The organism is Promicromonospora aerolata (assembly GCF_042682255.1).
Lineage (GTDB): Bacteria > Actinomycetota > Actinomycetes > Actinomycetales > Cellulomonadaceae > Promicromonospora > Promicromonospora aerolata.
Genome location: NZ_JBHUHF010000001.1, coordinates 4884503 through 4900482, shown reverse-complemented (window position 1 = coordinate 4900482; position 15980 = coordinate 4884503). Strand labels below are relative to the sequence as shown.

Sequence of the window (15980 nt, the reverse complement as noted above, 5' to 3'; positions counted from 1 at the left end):
GCCAAGACCGAGCTCTGGCGAGGTAGAACGCGTTTCTACTTCGCCAGAGATCTGTCTCAGGGGTGCGGCCCGGCGGTCAGCCCGGGTAGGCGACCAGGTCGAAGTCCTCGGCCAGCGGCTGCCAGACGCCGGTCTCCTCGTGCTCCAGGTCGCCGTCCTTGGTGATCACGAGGATGCTCGGGTCGGTCACGCCGGCCGCCATCTCCTGCACGTCCGTCAGTCCCGGCAGCTGCCGCGACTGCCCGGCAGTACCGGCCAGCCCGCCCACACCGGCGGTCCAGATGCCGGAGGTGCCCGCACTGTCCCGCGTCAGCAGCGCGAGCGTGGTGAGTCCGGACCAACGAGCCTCCTCGATGTCGTCGACCGGCGCGCCGACCGAGATCGGCGGCGCGAGGTCGATCGGCCTTCCGTCGTTGTCCCGGACGATGCCGGCGACGTCGACCTGCGTACCCGAGGGCGCCTCGCTGACGATCGCGATCCGTGAGCCTTCCGGTGCCACGGACACGCTGATGACCTTGCGCCGGCTCAGCCAGTCGGGCTCCACGGTGACCTCGTCGAGGGCCGTGACGGCCACCTTCAGCTCGCCCATGCCCCCGCTGGTCCAGGTGGCGCCCAGGTTGTCGATCGACGGCGACGCCAGGTCGGGCCCCTCGAGGATCGGCACCGGACCGTTCTCACCGTCGAGCGAGAGACTCACGATCTGGTCGGTGCCGTTGCGCACCACGATCGGCGTCGTCACCGGGCTGACCGCGAGCGCGGTCGGGTCGATACCCGAGAGGTCCACCGGGACCTCGTACTCGACGGGCCGGCCGTCCTCGATGCGGTACAGGGTGTCGTCCTTGAGCGCCATGGCCTGGACGATGGTGGCCGGCAGGTCCACCTCCGTGTCGTTGACGGCGAGGCGGTTGGTGCCGCTGAACAGGTCCACGGGCACGGGACGGCCGGCGCCCTCGGAAAGGGTCGCGGAGATCTGCGCGGCGATCACCGCACGCTGGGCGGCGGGCGCGGTGCTGATCTGCTCGCTGAGCCGGACGGCGACGGGTTCGTCGCCGTCCGGGTCACTGATGGCGGGCGAGGCGAGCTGGGTACCCTCCGGCACGAGGGACCGGGTGGCACCCTGCAGCCACTCGGGCGGGCCGGCGAGCAGCTCCTCGACCGCCACCCGGCGCCAGGACTGCCGCGGGAACCAGCGCAGGTCGGGCACGAGGCTCTTGATGTCGTTCTCGGCCGTGAAGAACAGGCGGGTCGCGCGGTACTGGTTGGCGAACAGGTTGGCGGGTACCAGGACGCCGTTGTCGAGTGCGGATATGCGCCACTCCCCACCCGACCTGGTGAGCGTGTACCGGTAGCCCAGCTCCCGCGGGTCACCGACCTCCGTGTACGCACCCGCCCTGTCGAGGGTGGCGACGGCCGTCGCGCGGACGACGACCTCGACGGTGTCGGCCTCCTTGATCTCGGTGCCGCTCGCGAAAGGTTCCGGCAGTGGCGGCTCGCGGACCACGCGCACCGACGCCTCGGGGTCCCACGTCTGGGCGACGTCGTCGGTCAGGAACTCCCGTGCGGTCTCGAACTCCTTCGGCGACGTCGTGGCGGCGACCGCCGCGCCGAGGAACCCGGACACGATCGCGTGCGGGTCGGCGCCGAGCGCCGGTCCTTGCGGCAGCATCGCGATGTCTATCTGCTTCTCCACGTCCTCGGTGCCCACGCGCACGGGTCCCGACGTCGGGATCTGGGCGCAGGCTCCGAGCCCGACGACGCAGGCCAGCGTCACGACGGCGGCCATGACGGTCATCGCTGCCTTACGCATCAGTGCACCTCCACATCGTCGGCGGCGGGCAGTCCCACTGCTCCGGCACCGCCCGGGTCGGACAGGTCGGGGATCGCCGTCGGCGTCGGGCCCGTGGACGGGTGCACCACGGGGACCTGTCCGGTCCGGAGCCCGGGCTCGTGCGAGGCGGGAGCCATCGTGACCGGTGGTTCACCCACCTGCACACCGGCGCTGCGGGGCAGCGTGAGCCGGAAGCTCGCACCTTGTCCGGGCCGGCCCCACGCATCGAGGCGTCCCGCGTGCAGACGGGCGTCCTCGAGCGCTATCGCCAGGCCCAGGCCCGAGCCACCGGTGGTGCGGGCCCGCGCCGGGTCGGCTCGCCAGAAGCGGTCGAAGACGTGCTCGACCTCCTGCTTGGTCATGCCGACGCCGTAGTCCCGCACGACGACGGCCACGGCACGGTCGTCCTCGGCGACGGTCACCTCGACAGGGCGCTCCTCGGCGTGCTCGATGGCGTTGACGACGAGGTTGCGCAGGATGCGCTCGATGCGGCGCGGGTCGAAGTCGGCCGCCGCGTCGACGTCGGGCAGGCGCACCGAGACCCGTACGTCCTTGGTCTCCGCGAGGGGGGCGGCCTGCTCGACCACCGACATCACGAGGTCGCGCAGGTCGCGGCGTTCGGCGTCGAGCACGGCGGCACCCGCGTCGAACCTGCTGATCTCCAGCAAGTCGGACAGGAGCGACTCGAACCGGTCGATCTGGCCGAGGAGGAGCTCTGCCGACCGTGCCGCGTCCTCGTCCATCTGGTGGCGTGCCTCGTGGATGATCTCGCTCGCCATGCGGATGGTCGTGAGCGGGGTGCGCAGCTCGTGCGACACGTCGGACACGAACCGGCGCTGCATCGCGGAGAGCTCCTCCATGCGCAGGATCTGGTCCTGCAGGCTCCCCGCCATCTCGTTGAACGAGCGCGCGAGGCTCGCCATCTCGTCCGTGCCCCGGGCGCCGGGCATGCGCTCGGACAGGTGCCCTTCGGCGAGGCGCTCCGCCACGGTCGCCGCCCGCGTCACCGGGGTCACCGTCTGGCGAGCCATGGTCCAGGTCACGACGCCGAGCAGAGCCAGCATGCCGAACCCGCCGGCGAGCAGCACGCGGTGCACGAACGACAGCGTCTCCTGCTCGGGCTCCAGGGAGTAGAGGTAGTAGATCTCGTACCGGGCGTCGGGCGAGGCCTGCACCGTGGACCCCACGATGACGCCCGGGCTGACCACGCCGACGTCGTCCCGGGACGGGATGCCCACCGCCTGCAGCACCTGGTCGTCCTCGGAGGCGATGTTCGCCTGGCGCAGCTCCGGAGTGATGAGCACGTCCTTCAGGTCCGCCCGAGAGGCGAAGTCGGCGACGCGCGCCGGGCTGCCCAGCTCGTGGAGCAGGAAGTAGTGCTCGGCCGTGGACCCGCTCGTCGCACTGAGCGTCGCGATCGTGTCCAGGAGGAGCAGCTGCAGCTCGCCGTCCGACGTCGTCGAAGTCTCCGAGAAGTTCTTCGACACCTGCGTCGTCAGGGCCGCGGCCTCCCGGTCGACGGCGGCGAGCCGCTGCTCATAGATGCCGTCGCGGACCGAGGTCGAGAGGTACAGCCCCAGCACGGCGATGGCCGCGAAGCCGATGGCCAGGGCGGTGGTGACGACGCGCAGCTGCAGGGACGAGCGCCACTGTGCGACCGCGCGCCGGGTGGTGCGGACCGCGACCACCCGAGCCCGGGACACCACCCGGCGCAGCCGCGTGACCAGGCCGTGCGGCATCAGCGTGTCGCGCCCGCCTTGTAACCGACGCCGCGCACCGTGAGGACGATCTCCGGGTTCTCCGGGTCACGTTCGATCTTGGAGCGCAGGCGCTGGACGTGGACGTTGACCAGGCGCGTGTCGGCGCTGTGCCGGTAGCCCCAGACGCGCTCCAGCAGCACCTCTCGCGTGAACACCTGCCACGGCTTGCGGGCCAGCGCCACGAGCAGGTCGAACTCCAGCGGGGTGAGCGCGATGCGCTCGCCGTCCCGCATGACGGTGTGGCCCGTGACGTCGATCTCGACGTCACCCACCACGAGGCGCTCCGGCCCCGGGTCCTCGCTGCGGCGCATCCGGGCCTTGATCCGGGCGACGAGCTCCTTGGGCTTGAACGGCTTGGAGACGTAGTCGTCGGCGCCGGACTCCAGGCCCACCACGACGTCGAGCGTGTCGGACTTGGCCGTCAGCATGATGATCGGCACGCCCGACTCGGCACGGATCTCGCGGCAGACCTGCACACCGTCCTTACCGGGCAGCATGAGATCGAGCAGCACGAGGTCCGGCTGGTGGGTGCGGAACATCCCCAGCGCGGAGTCGCCGTCGGCACAGAACACGGCATCGATCCCCTCGCCCTTGAGGACGATGCCGATCATTTCCGCCAGTGCTGTGTCGTCGTCGACGACGAGAACTCGTACCTTCATGTACTCCAGTGTGCCAGGCTGGTCCAGCAAACTCGGCCGCGCCTGCCGTGGCGGGCGCGTTCACCAGGAGTTCACCCCCGCCCAGCACCCCCGGTGCTCGGGCCGACCAGACCCTCCTGCGGGGGGACAACCCCCGTCGAACCGGGCGGTCGGCACCATGTCGTGGGCCTTGTGCCGCGGGCCAACCTGGCACCATGACCTCCATGACCGTCGACCGGCGCACGGCCGGCACCGCCGCCCCGGGCAGGACAGCACGTCCGGGCCCGCACTTCCTCACCGCTCCGCTCGCGAGCCGCACGTGGCGGGAGCAGGGCTACCTCGCGCTGGTGCTCCTGCTCGCACCGTTCGCGTTCACCTACACGATCTTCACGGTGAGCTTCACCGCGGGCGTCGCGATCACGGTGGCCGGGCTGTTCGTGGCCGGCGCCGTCGTGCTCGGGGCACGTGGCTGGGGTGCCGCCTACCGCAGCCTGGCCCGCGAGCTGCTCGACGTCGATGTCGCGGCGCCCGCGCCGTACGAGCGGCCGCGGGGTTTCTGGCGCGCCGTCGGCTCCATGCTCGGTGACGCCACCGGCTGGCGGGCGCTCCTGTTCATGTTCCTCGCCCTGCCCCTCTCCGCCGTGTCGTTCATCGTGAGCGTCACGTTCCTGGCCACGGGCCTCGGCGGCCTCACGTACTGGTTCTGGTACCGGTTCCTGCCGGAGCAGCCGGGCGCCGACGGAGAGCTGCACCGCGGCGCACAGTTCGGCTCGTCCTACTTCCTGGACACGCCCCCGCGACTGGCGCTGGCCGCGCTGATCGGCCTGGTGGTGATCCTGTGCTGGCCCTGGATCACCCGGACGTTCACGATGCTCTTCCGCGCGCTGACCCGCGGGCTGCTGAGCCCCACCCGCGCCAGCCTGCGCGTCGCCGAGCTGGAGCGGTCCCGCACCGGCACGGTGGACGACGCCGACGCCCGCCTGCGCAGCATCGAACGGGACCTGCACGACGGCACCCAGGCCCGGCTCGTCGCCGTCGCCATGCAGCTCGGCGAGGCGCGGGAGCAGCTGCTCGACGGCGGCGACGTGCGCGAGGCCGCGGAACTCGTCGACACCGCGCACTCGTCCACCAAGGAAGCACTGACGGAGCTGCGCGAGCTCGCACGGGGCATCCACCCGCCGGCCCTCGACAGCGGACTCACCGTGGCGCTCGAGACCCTCGCCGCCCGCTCCGCCCTGCCGGTCCACGTGGACGTGGACCCCGGGGTGGAGTCCGAGGGGCGCCTGGCACCCGCCCTGGAGTCGATCGCCTACTTCTCCGTGGCCGAGCTGGTCACCAACGCGGCCAAGCACGCCCGCGCCACCGGTGTGTACGTGCTGGTCGAGCCCGTCGGGGACACGGTGCGCATCCGGGTCCGCGACGACGGCCGTGGTGGGGCGACGGTGGTCCCGCCCGACGGTTCGGGTCTGCGCTCCGGACTGGCCGGCCTGGCCGAGCGGGTGCACTCCGTCGACGGCACGTTCGACCTGTCCAGCCCGGTCGGTGGGCCTACGGTAGTGACCGTGCTCCTGCCGACCAGCGGCTCCTCGGGCCGCGCATGACCCGGCCGAACGACCCGCCACCGAGCCTGCGGGTGCTCCTCGCCGAGGACTCGGCGATCCTTCGGGACGGCCTCGCCGCCCTGCTGACGCGGCGCGGCCACACCGTCACCGCCGTCGGGGACGGGACCGCCCTGGAGCGGGAGGTCGCCCGGCTCGTCCGCGAGGAGTCGCTGCCCGACGTGGTCGTGGCGGACATCCGGATGCCGCCCAGCTTCACCGACGAGGGCCTGCGCGCGGTGCTGGGCCTGCGGGCCCGGCACCCCCGCCTGCCCGTGCTGCTGTTCTCGCAGTACGTGGAGACCCGGTACGCGAGCAGGCTGCTGTCCGGCGACGCCCGCGGCGTCGGCTACCTCCTCAAGGACCGCGTGGCGGACGTGCGCGACTTCGTCGATGCGCTCGGGCGGGTCGCGGCGGGCGCGACGGTGCTGGACCCGGAGGTCGTCACGCAGCTCATGGGCTCGGCCCGGCAGGACGACGGCCTGGAGCGTCTCTCGGCGCGGGAGCGCGAGGTGCTGGGGCTCATGGCCCAGGGCCGCTCCAACGGGGCGATCGCGGAGCTGCTGCACCTCTCGTACGGGGCCGTCGAGAAGAACGTGGCAGCGATCTTCACCAAGCTCGACCTGCCCCAGGACGCCGCGGACCACCGCCGCGTCCTGGCGGTGCTGCGCCACCTGGGTGCGTGAGGCCCCGCCCTACCCAGCGATTAGGCCCGGGACCACCGGATTTCCGGGCGCGATCACTGGGTAGGCCAGCTGGGTGGGCCAGCGGGGTAGTCAGAGCCGGCCCGCGGCCTTGAGCGCTAGGTACTCGTCCGCCAGGCGGGGCGCCAGATCATCCGGCAGCGCCTCGACGACATCGGCCCCGTAGCGCCGGAGCATCGTCGTGACGGCCGTACGCTCCAGGTCGCCCCGGGCGGCGGCGGCCGCGTCATAGACCTCGGCGACCGTCTCACGTCCGGCACGCAGCCCGGCCACTTCCTCGTCCGCCACGGAGGCGACGACGACCGTGTGGTTCCGTGCGAGCTGGTCCACCACGGGCAGCAGCCCGTTCTCCACCGCCGCCGGGTCCAGGGTGGTGAGCAGCACCACCAGCGCGCGCTGCGTCATGCGGGTGCGGACCTGCGTGACCACACCCGGCCAGTCGGTCTCCAGGAGCACCGGGTCGACGGTCGCCAACGACTCGGCCATCGCGGGCATGAGCCGCGGCCCGGCCGCGCCGACCACGCGGGAGCGGACGGTGCGGTCGAAGGCCACGAGCTCCACCCGGTCACCCGCCTGACCGGCCAGCGCGGCGAGCAGCAGCGCCGCCTCGATGCTGGCATCCAGGCGAGGGGCGCCCGTCGAGTCCGAGGCACCCACCCGCGCCGCGGAGGTGCGTCCCGTGTCCAGCACGATCATCACCCGCCGGTCGCGCTCGGGCCGCCAGGTGCGCACCACCACCTCCCGGCGGCGGGCGGTGGCACGCCAGTCGATCGAGCGGACGTCGTCGCCCACCACGTACTCCCGCAGGGAGTCGAACTCCGTCCCCTCGCCACGGATCTGCACCGCTGCGCGGCCGTCCATCTCCCGTAGGCGCGCCAGACGCGACGGCAGGTGCTTGCGGCTCGCGAACTCCGGCAGCACCCGCAGGCGCCCCGGCACCGGCAGCGTCACCTGACGGCCCGCCAGGCCCAGGGGCCCGAGGCTACGGACGGTCACACCGCCCGCCGTCCGGTCGCCGCGCCGCGTCGGCACGAGCGTGGTGGGCAGGCGCGCGGCCTCGCCGTCCGGCAGGTTCACGTGGTGCCGGCCGGGTCCGCCGGATGCCGGGCGCACCCGCTCCGACCGTCCGCGTCCCGGTCCCGGGCCCGCCGACGGGCCCCACGCATCGCGGACCACGGCGCGCAGCCGCCGCCCGGAGGCGTTGCGGACCACCAGCTCACTCGTGGCCTCGGCACGCAGGCGCACCGAAGCCGGCACGCGGCGCTGCACCGCCACCCGCCGTGGCGAGGCGGCCAGCACGATGTCGACGACACACGCCAGGACCACCACCGCCGACCAGACGAGCACCGTCCCGTTCGCCGGCAGGAGCAGCACCGGGACCACGCCGAGACCCATCAGGGCGGCGGCCCGCCACGTCACGACCATGCGCGCGCCCTCAGCGCGGCACGGGCACGGAGGCCAGCACCGTGTCCAGCACGCCCTCGGCGGTGACGCCCTCGAGCTCGGCCTCCGCACGCAGCTGCACGCGGTGCCGCAGCGTCGGGTGGGCGAGCGCCTTGATGTCGTCCGGCGTCACGAACGAGCGACCGGAGAGCCAGGCCCACGCCCGCGCCGTACGCAGCAGCGCTGTGGCGCCACGCGGCGAGACGCCGAGCGAGAGCGACGGCGAGAAGCGGGTGGCGCGGCACACGTCCACGGCGTACCCGAGCACCTCGCGCGACACCTGGACGCGGGCCACCTCGGCGCGGGCGCGCTCCAGGATGCCGGCGTCCGCCACGGGAGTGACTCCTGCGGCAGCCAGGTTGCGCGGGTCGAACCCGGCGGCGTGCCGCGCGAGGACCTCCACCTCCTGGTCGCGCTCCGGCAGCGGCAGCACGAGCTTGAGCAGGAACCGGTCGAGCTGGGCCTCGGGCAGCGAGTAGGTGCCCTCGTACTCGACGGGGTTCTGCGTGGCGATCACGAGGAACGGGTCGGGCAGCGGACGAGGCGTGCCGTCCACGGAGACCTGCCGCTCCTCCATCGCCTCCAGGAGCGACGCCTGGGTCTTGGGGGGCGTGCGGTTGATCTCGTCGGCCAGGACGAGGTTGGTGAACACCGGGCCCTCGCGGAACGAGAACTCGGCGGTGCGCGCGTCGTACACGAGCGAGCCCGTCACGTCACCCGGCATGAGGTCCGGGGTGAACTGGACCCGCTTGGTGTCGAGCTTCAGGGCGGCCGCCAGGGTGCGGACCAGGAGGGTCTTCGCGACACCCGGCACACCCTCGAGGAGCACGTGGCCCTGGCACAGCAGCGCGATGAGCAGGCTGGTCACCGCTGCGTCCTGCCCGACGACGGCCTTGCCCACCTCCGTACGGACCGCAGCCAGGGCAGAGCGCAGCTCCTGCGACGGGGCGGGCGGTTCGGGTGCGGACCGCGGCGGCTCGGCCGCGGGCGCCGCGCTCTGCGGACCGGTTGTCGCGGGCTGCTCGGGCGCCGCCTGCTGAGCCGGCGTGGGCTCGGCGGGCTGGGCCGCGGGCTGGTGGGGGAAGGCTGGTTCGGTCACGGTCGGTGGACCTCGCTCTCCAGGATGTCGAGTCGGCGCGCGAGCTCGGCGAGCGCGGCGTCGTCAGCGGGGGGTGGGCCGTAGAGCAGGTCTGCCACCTGCTGCGACGGGCGGTTGGTAGCGGCCACGACGGAGTCGACCACGGAGGTGGCGTCGGACGAACGGGCCAGGCCGAGACGCGAGGCTATCCGGTCGGCCGTCGATGCGCGCAGGCCCGCCGCGGCGTGACCACGGGCGCGGGCCGCCCGGTAAAGGCGGGCACGCCCGCGCGTGGCCTCGGCCGACCGTACGAGCACCGGCAGGTCCTCGACGACGAGCGGACCCATGCGGCGCACGCGCCACAATGCGAGCAGCACGGCGGCGAGCACCGCCACCAGCGCGACCGGTGCGGAACCCGGCGGCATCAGCGCGTTCACCTGGCCGCGCTCGGCGGGAGTCGGCTCGTCCTCGCCGGTGCTGACGTCCATCGGGTTCGGCACCAGCCAGACGAGGTCCTCGTGCTGCCCGAGCATCCGAAGCGCGAGCGCGGCGTTGCCCTCCTCCAGGACCGAGTCGTTACGGATCACGGCCGGGTCGTCGACCACGGTCACCGACCGGTCCGGGAAGTCCAGGCGTGCGTAGGCGTAGGCACCCAGGCCGTCGGGCCAGCACAGCACCGGGTGTACAGCGTCGGCGCCCGCCTCGCCGGACGCGGCGTACAGCCCGGGCCGCAGCGTGAGCTCGCCGGCGGCCTGCGCGGCCGGGTCGTCGCACTGCGGCGCCACCGGTTCGGCGGCCTCGCCGTACGTGGAGTCGAGGGTGTTCCGGCTCACGGCCGCGACCATGGTGTAGTCGGCACCGAGCACCACGAGATCGGCACCCGTGCCGTCCAGCGCCGAGATCTGGTCGTCGGCGAAGAACGCGGGGTTGGGCGTGACCAGGAGCGTGCTGTCCGGCCCGGCGGCCGCCACCGCGTCGGCCACGGTGGTCACGTGGGTGATCTGCACCCCCTGGTCCTTCAGCACCTCGGCAACGGCCATGCCGCCGTTCAGCTCCGGGTTGTCCGGGGCGTACTGGGCGGCCGACGTCGGCGGGCGTACCAGCGCGAGGAACAGGACCAGGAGAGCGACGGCGGCGAGCACCGTCAGCGGCCAACGCAGGCGGCGCCACCTGCTCGCTGCGCGCGACCGGCCGGTGCTGTCGTCGCCGATCACCACGGGCGGCTCGTCGACGGGACCGCCCGCACGCGCGCCGGACACCACCGCGGGTGGCGTGGGTGCGGGCGGCGGCGGGGAGGCGACCGTCATGCGGACACCTCCGTCTGCTCGTCCGCCCGCGCCTCGGCGACCGGCCCGCTGCCCGGTCCAGCGGCCGGACCGGGACCGGACGGTGCCACGGGACGGGCCTTGGTGACCTCGGCGTCGAGCGCGCGCAGGTCGGCGTCGTCCTGCGGTGTGGCCACGCGGTCGCCGTACTCGACGCCGTCGAACACGTCGGCGCCCGAGCGCAGGCCGGCGGCTTGGGCGGGCAGCCGCGCACCGGAGTCGGCGGCGGCCTCCTGGGCCGTGCGGCCGGGCCGCGGCTCGATGATCACGCGTTCCTCCAGAGCGCGCACGACGGCGCGGAAACGTTCGACGGTCGCCGTCTTCCAGTCGCCGGACGCCGCAGCGGCGTCGGCCGCCGTACGCATCTGCGCGGCTGTCCGGGCGTCGTCGGCGTCGAGCACCTCGGCGGAGCTGGTGCGCTCGCGCCCGAGGCGCACCGGTCCGGCCACCAGCCAGGCGAGCACGAGAATCACGGCGACGACCACGCCGATGGCGATCCCCAGCTGCGGACCCGCCATCGCAGCGACCGGCCAGTCGATGCCGTTCAGCCAGTCCAGCACCCAGCCGATCAGACGGGACAGCAGCGACTCGCGCTCCGCGTACTCCGGACCCTGCAGCTCGCTGCTGAGCCACTCACGCGCGGTGTCCCGGTCCGGGACGACGGGCAGGTCGGCCCTCATCTCACTTGTCCGCTGCGGTTGCCGCCGCCGCCTGCAGCTGCACGTCCAGTCCCTCTCGACGCATGCGGGTGTCGATGTAGAGCAGCGCGACGACGCCGCCGAGGAACAGCACGCTCATCCCACCGGTGATGACATAGGTGATCCCGTAGCTGATGGACAGCCCCACACCGCTCTCCATGACCATGAACAGGCTGAGCAGGAGGCTCACCGGCACCGCGACGATCTGGCCGATGATGCCCAGGATGAGCGAGGTGAGCAGGTAGATGCCGAGCACCCGCCAGAACGTGCCCCGCGTCAGCTTCCAGGCGCGTCGGCAGGTGGCCCAGAAGCCGCCGCCTTCGACCGCGAGCGCCGGGGGGATGAGGACGACACGGGTGAACGCCCACACCCCGGCCACCACGAGCGCGGCGACGGTGAGGATCAGGCCGATGACGCCGGCCACCGGGTCCGCGTAGAACAGCAGCGCGACGAGCCCGACGGCGAGCGCATAGGCGACGATCACGACGAGGGTGCTCAGGAGCGAGAACCCGATCAGGAACCACGCGCGCTTGGCGACGCGACGCCAGGCGTCGGGCACGGGGATCTTGCGCCCGATGACCGAGTCACTGACGGAGACCGCCATGACCCCCATGGCGAGCGGCGTGGCGAGCGTGAGCAGCATGCCCGTACCGAGCGCGGAGCCGTAGGTGACCCCCAGGACGTCCTGGGTGAAGCCCAGGTCGTCGAACGTCGGGTCGGACCCGACCTCGGCGAACAGGCCGGCGAACAGGTCGGTGAACAGCGTGGTGAGGGGGATGCTGATCAGCGTGCCGAGGGCGACGGCGCCGACCACGATGATCGCGGTCAGACCCAGCGTCACGCCCGGGTTGTGCCGGACGCCGCCGAACGCGCCGTCGTACAGCTCACCCAGGCTGAGCGGCCGCAGGGGGACGATGCCGGGCTTGTCCGCCGGAGGCCGATAGCCCGGTACCTGCGAGGAGTACGGGGAGTACTGCCCGTACTGGCTCTGGCCGTACTGTGCCGCCGGCTCACCCTGCGGGGTGCCGTACTGCGGGGTGCCGTACTGCGGCTGCCCCTGAGCGGTCGGCGCTGCCGGGTCGTACCCGGGCGCGTACTGCCCGTACCGCGGCGGCTCGCCCCAGCCGGCGGGCTGGGACGCACCGGGCTGCGGAGGCGTCGGCTGCGCCGGCTGGTCGGGTGCGCTCTCGGGCGTCGTCATGGGGGCGTGCTCCCGGGTGTCGTCTCAAGTCGTGCCTGCGCGGCAACCCTAGTACGCCGGGCTGACAGCGGGCCGTGAAATTCCGGCGGGCGCCGGTCGCTCCACGCAACCGTCACCCAGCCGTGACCACGGTGGCGCCCGCCTCGTGCTCGGCGAGGTCGCCGGTGGCGCCGGCACGGACCGCCCTACCGCCGAGCACGTACACATAGGTCCAGAACGCGGCCAGCACGATCATGCCGATCACGATCTTGAGCCACCAGAACATCTCGGACCCGGTGACGAAGCCCTCCACGAGTCCGGAGACGCCAAGTGCCGCCGCGAGGCCGATGGCCGTGGTGATCAGCGCCCGGCCCTCGGCGGCCATGGCGACCGACCGCTTGCGGTGCCCGGGGTCGACCAGGGTCCAGAACAGCCGTAGCCCGGCCGCACCCGCGACGAAGATGCACGTCAGCTCGAGCAGGCCGTGCGGTGCGATGAGCGTGAGGAACAGGTCGAGCTCGCCGTGGGCGGCCATCATGCCGCCCGTGGCGCCGATCTGCACCGCGTTCTGCCAGAGGACCATCAGCGGGAAGAATCCGGTGATCCCGCCGCCGACGGCCTGTGCGGCGATCCATGCGTTGTTGGTCCACACCACCGCCGCGAACCCGAGGCCCGGGTCGTAGTAGGACGCGAACGCCTCGTTCACGTACTCCTCCTGCTGCGACGGCGTCGCCATGTCGTTGAGCGCGGCGGAGTCGGTGGCGATGTAGATGCCGGCCACGACCGCGACGAGCAGGCAGGCCGCCGTCACCACGTGGGACCACCACCGGATCCGGTAGAACGCCGCGGGCAGCGACACCACCGCGAACCGCACCACCTCGCGCCAGGCGGGCTCGTGCGTCCCGGCGATGCGGGTCCGCGCCCGGTTGAGCACGTCGGACAGCCGCGTGACCAGTGTCGGGTCGGGCGCGGCCGACCGGACCGTCGACAGGTGCGTGGCCACCGACTGGTAGAGGCGGACCAGCTCGTCGGACTCCGCACCGTCCAGGCGACGGCGGGACGCGAGCTCCTTGAGTCGGTCCCACTCTGCGGCGTGCACGGCGGTGAAGGCGTCGATGTCCACGGCGGTAGTCTGCCGCACAAGAGTTACGGCGTGACCTCGAAGGCCCCGACACCCGACCGGAGGAACCGTGCAGGACGGCATAGTCATCGGCGAAGGCGTGGTGCTGGACGCCCGCCCGGCGTCGTTCATCACGCGCGGGATGGGCGCCATGCTCGACTTCCTCGTGATCGGCGCGGTCCTCTGGACCGCCCTGATCTTCGGCGGCGTCTGGTTCCTGGAGAGCGCCGCGCTGAACGAGGACATCGCCCTGGTGGTCTACGTGGTCGCGACCTTCGTGATCATGGTCGGCGTACCCGTCACCGTCGAGACGTTGTCCCGCGGCCGTTCGGTCGGCAAGCTCGCCTGCGGCATCCGCGTGGTGCGGGACGACGGCGGCCCCGTCCGGTTCCGGCACGCGCTGGTCCGCGCACTGGTCGGCGTCATCGAGCTGTGGCTCACGTTCGGTGGCATCGCGGCGATCACGTCGCTGGCGAACGCGAAGGGCAAGCGGCTCGGCGACCTCGCAGCCGGCACCTACGCGGTCCGGGTCCGGGGCGGCAAGCCGCTGTCGGCCCCGATCGTGATGCCGCAGTCCCTGGCGGCGTGGGCGCACACGGCCGACATGCGCCGGCTGCCGGACGGGCTGGCCCTGGCTGCCCGCCAGCTCCTGGGCCGCGCCGCCCGCCTCGCGCCCGAGTCCCGGGCCCGGCTCGGCGACGACCTGGCCGGCCAGATCGAACGCTACGTGGCGCCCGGACCGCCGCCGGGCACCCACCCCGAGGCGTTCCTGCACGCCGTCCTCGCCGAGCGCCGCGAACGTGAGCTCGCGGTCGGCCAGCGGGAGCGCAACCGGGCCGAGGAGCAGGCGGAGCTGCTGCACCGTCTCCCGTTCGCGGTGGCGGACCCGCCCCGCTGAGCCGAGCGCGTCGCTCGGCCTGCGCGGCGGACGTTCTCGGGCGCCGAGCCGCACGTTACGCGTCGCTGGCCCCGCCGAACCGCAGGTTGCTGGTCAGGAGGAGCCCACGGGCGAGCACCTCAGGCGCCGAACCGCAAGCTACGCGCCACCCGTCGCGCCGAACCGCAGGTTCCTCGTCAGTCAAAACCCACGGGCAAGCCCTTCAGGCGCCGAACCGCAAGCAACACGCCATCGGTCGCGCCCAACCGAAGGTTCCTGGTCAAAAGGGGCCCCGATGGACCCGTTCCTTGCGGTTCGACGGAGTACTGGACTCGTAAGTTGCGGCTCGGCACCGCACCACACCCGCTCGACCGAATACTGCACTCGCAACCTGCGGCTCGGCACCGCACCACACCCGCTCAACCGAGTACTGCACTCGCAACCTGCAGCTCGGCACCGCACCACACCCGCTCAACCGAATACTGCACCCGTAACTTGCAGCTCGGCACCGTCAGACCTGGGTGGCGTCGGGACCGGAGGTCGTCCGGGTGCGCAGCCGGCCCCGCGAGCGCAGGGCCGTCGAGCAGCGCAGCAGTGCGCTCTGCACCGCCCGGCGCAGCCGGACCGACGTCGGGCGCTCGACGCCGTAGTGGATCGCCACGGCCAGCGCCAGGCTGAGCGCGCCGGCCGCGAACAGCGCCACGGTGCGGGTGGTCTGGTGGGCGAGCAGGTCGATCACCGCGTAGCCGAACTGGGTGTGCACCAGGTAGATCGGATAGGTCAGCCCGCCGACCGTGCCCAGCACGGCCGCCACACGCCGGGGTGGGACGGTCCTGCCGGGCAGGGTCGTCGCCCAGACCGCGACGATGCTCATCAGCATGAGCATCGCGGAGATGACGGGGTTCACGGGCACGCCCTGGAGGTCGGCCGCCCGGCCGGCGGCGTCGAGGACGCGCAGCACGCACAGGGTGACTCCCCCGATGAGCAGCAGGCCGCTGACCAGGTCGAAGCCGTCGCGGTAGACGAGGAACAGGAGCATGCCGACGGCGAAGTACGGCGCGTAGTTCGGCACCAGCCAGTCCACGAGCCACTGGGCGCCGAACGTCTGAGCCGCCCAGCCGGCGAGCGGCCACAGCGTGGCGAACGCGAGCACCCGGTTGCGCGTGAGCGGGCCGAGCGCCAGCACGACGAACACCAGCAGGTAGAACTTGAGCTCCACCAACAGGGTCCAGAACACGACCTGCAAGCCGGTGACCTGGAACAGGTCCTGGACCATCGTGAGGTTGACCAGCGTCTCGGTGAGGGAGGTCCGGCGTCCGCCCGACCAGACCTGCTGCAGGCCCGCCGTCAGGAGGATGCACGCCCAGTAGGCCGGGAAGAGCCGCCCCACGCGGGACGCGACGAAGCCCGCGATCCCTCGCCCGTCGGCGGTGAGCAGGATGACGAACCCCGAGATCATGAAGAACAGCTCGACCGCGAGCCACCCGTACCGCGTGATCTCGTTGAGCATCGGGAACGCGTCCACGGGGTCGACACCCCAGTACCCGGTCACCGTCGACGTCGCCGTGAAGTGGTAGAGCAGCACCGCCGCCGCCGCGGCGAAGCGCAGCGCGTCGATCCCCACGAGCCGACCGGAGGAATTCCGGTCCTTGCCCCCCGTGGTCGGGGTGGTTGCCTCGGGCAAGGTGGCGGGCATGCTCTCTTGGCGGGTCATCGCCGCAGACCTTAGAT

At 72.6% G+C, this 15980-nt stretch carries 13 protein-coding genes; 3 read left to right on the top strand and 10 right to left on the bottom strand.

Going from position 1 to position 15980, the window contains the following annotated elements; translation table 11 throughout:
• Positions 1-76: 76 nt before the first annotated feature.
• Genes ACFSL2_RS21845 through mtrA form a run of 3 tightly spaced genes read right to left on the bottom strand, consistent with a single transcriptional unit; the run spans position 77 to position 4247 of the window.
• Complete coding sequence (locus ACFSL2_RS21845; protein ID WP_377199855.1) at positions 77-1807, bottom strand: LpqB family beta-propeller domain-containing protein; 1731 nt, start codon at positions 1805-1807, stop codon at positions 77-79.
• Positions 1807-3567: an MtrAB system histidine kinase MtrB gene (mtrB, locus tag ACFSL2_RS21840; RefSeq protein ID WP_377199854.1), complete on the bottom strand. Its 1761-nt coding sequence runs from the start codon at positions 3565-3567 to the stop codon at positions 1807-1809. The genes ACFSL2_RS21845 and mtrB overlap by 1 nt, the downstream gene beginning before the upstream one ends.
• Positions 3567-4247: an MtrAB system response regulator MtrA gene (gene mtrA, locus ACFSL2_RS21835; RefSeq protein ID WP_274996175.1), complete on the bottom strand. Its 681-nt coding sequence runs from the start codon at positions 4245-4247 to the stop codon at positions 3567-3569. Before mtrA ends, mtrB begins: the two co-directional genes overlap by 1 nt.
• A gap of 194 nt (positions 4248-4441) precedes the next feature.
• Here mtrA and ACFSL2_RS21830 point away from each other — a divergent pair, with 194 nt between their 5' ends.
• On the top strand, positions 4442-5827 hold the full coding sequence (locus ACFSL2_RS21830; protein ID WP_377199853.1) for a sensor histidine kinase: 1386 nt from the start codon (positions 4442-4444) through the stop codon (positions 5825-5827).
• A complete protein-coding gene (locus ACFSL2_RS21825; protein ID WP_377199852.1) occupies positions 5824-6510 on the top strand; it encodes a response regulator in 687 nt (228 codons plus the stop codon). The genes ACFSL2_RS21830 and ACFSL2_RS21825 overlap by 4 nt, the downstream gene beginning before the upstream one ends.
• Positions 6511-6600: 90 nt before the next feature.
• Here ACFSL2_RS21825 and ACFSL2_RS21820 read toward each other — a convergent pair whose 3' ends face one another.
• The 6 genes from ACFSL2_RS21820 to ACFSL2_RS21795 form a co-directional block, all read right to left on the bottom strand.
• The gene (locus ACFSL2_RS21820) at positions 6601-7953 is read right to left on the bottom strand and encodes a DUF58 domain-containing protein (RefSeq protein ID WP_377199851.1); all 1353 of its coding nucleotides are present in this window, start codon (positions 7951-7953) and stop codon (positions 6601-6603) included.
• 10 nt (positions 7954-7963) lie between these two features.
• A complete protein-coding gene (locus ACFSL2_RS21815; RefSeq protein ID WP_465264542.1) occupies positions 7964-9070 on the bottom strand; it encodes an AAA family ATPase in 1107 nt (368 codons plus the stop codon).
• On the bottom strand, positions 9067-10356 hold the full coding sequence (locus tag ACFSL2_RS21810) for a DUF4350 domain-containing protein (RefSeq protein ID WP_377199850.1): 1290 nt from the start codon (positions 10354-10356) through the stop codon (positions 9067-9069). The genes ACFSL2_RS21815 and ACFSL2_RS21810 overlap by 4 nt, the downstream gene beginning before the upstream one ends.
• The gene (locus tag ACFSL2_RS21805) at positions 10353-11054 is read right to left on the bottom strand and encodes a DUF4129 domain-containing protein (RefSeq protein ID WP_377199849.1); all 702 of its coding nucleotides are present in this window, start codon (positions 11052-11054) and stop codon (positions 10353-10355) included. Before ACFSL2_RS21805 ends, ACFSL2_RS21810 begins: the two co-directional genes overlap by 4 nt.
• Position 11055: 1 nt before the next feature.
• Positions 11056-12273 carry a DUF7544 domain-containing protein gene (locus ACFSL2_RS21800; protein WP_377199848.1) on the bottom strand — a complete coding sequence of 406 codons (1218 nt, stop codon included), beginning with the start codon at positions 12271-12273 and terminating at the stop codon, positions 11056-11058.
• Between the two features lie 112 nt (positions 12274-12385).
• Entirely contained in the window at positions 12386-13375 is a 990-nt protein-coding gene (locus ACFSL2_RS21795) for a stage II sporulation protein M (protein WP_377199847.1), read from the bottom strand.
• A 67-nt stretch (positions 13376-13442) separates the two neighbouring features.
• Here ACFSL2_RS21795 and ACFSL2_RS21790 point away from each other — a divergent pair, with 67 nt between their 5' ends.
• On the top strand, positions 13443-14270 hold the full coding sequence (locus ACFSL2_RS21790) for an RDD family protein (protein WP_377199846.1): 828 nt from the start codon (positions 13443-13445) through the stop codon (positions 14268-14270).
• Positions 14271-14760: 490 nt separating this feature from the next.
• On the opposite strand, the gene ACFSL2_RS21785 is transcribed toward ACFSL2_RS21790, so the two are convergent.
• A complete protein-coding gene (locus tag ACFSL2_RS21785) occupies positions 14761-15963 on the bottom strand; it encodes an acyltransferase family protein (RefSeq protein ID WP_377199845.1) in 1203 nt (400 codons plus the stop codon).
• Positions 15964-15980 lie beyond the last annotated feature (17 nt).

Bases quoted from the DNA above. Each gene is read 5' to 3' on its own strand.
- mtrB (WP_377199854.1), bottom strand. From the start codon at position 3,567: ATGCCGCACGGCCTGGTCACGCGGCTGCGCCGGGTGGTGTCCCGGGCT.
- ACFSL2_RS21810 (WP_377199850.1), bottom strand. From the start codon at position 10,356: ATGACGGTCGCCTCCCCGCCGCCGCCCGCACCCACGCCACCCGCGGTG.
- mtrA (WP_274996175.1), bottom strand. From the start codon at position 4,247: ATGAAGGTACGAGTTCTCGTCGTCGACGACGACACAGCACTGGCGGAA.
- ACFSL2_RS21820 (WP_377199851.1), bottom strand. From the start codon at position 7,953: ATGGTCGTGACGTGGCGGGCCGCCGCCCTGATGGGTCTCGGCGTGGTC.
- ACFSL2_RS21785 (WP_377199845.1), bottom strand. From the start codon at position 15,963: ATGACCCGCCAAGAGAGCATGCCCGCCACCTTGCCCGAGGCAACCACC.
- ACFSL2_RS21830 (WP_377199853.1), top strand. From the start codon at position 4,442: ATGACCTCCATGACCGTCGACCGGCGCACGGCCGGCACCGCCGCCCCG.
- ACFSL2_RS21800 (WP_377199848.1), bottom strand. From the start codon at position 12,273: ATGACGACGCCCGAGAGCGCACCCGACCAGCCGGCGCAGCCGACGCCT.
- ACFSL2_RS21805 (WP_377199849.1), bottom strand. From the start codon at position 11,054: ATGAGGGCCGACCTGCCCGTCGTCCCGGACCGGGACACCGCGCGTGAG.
- ACFSL2_RS21845 (WP_377199855.1), bottom strand. From the start codon at position 1,807: ATGCGTAAGGCAGCGATGACCGTCATGGCCGCCGTCGTGACGCTGGCC.
- ACFSL2_RS21825 (WP_377199852.1), top strand. From the start codon at position 5,824: ATGACCCGGCCGAACGACCCGCCACCGAGCCTGCGGGTGCTCCTCGCC.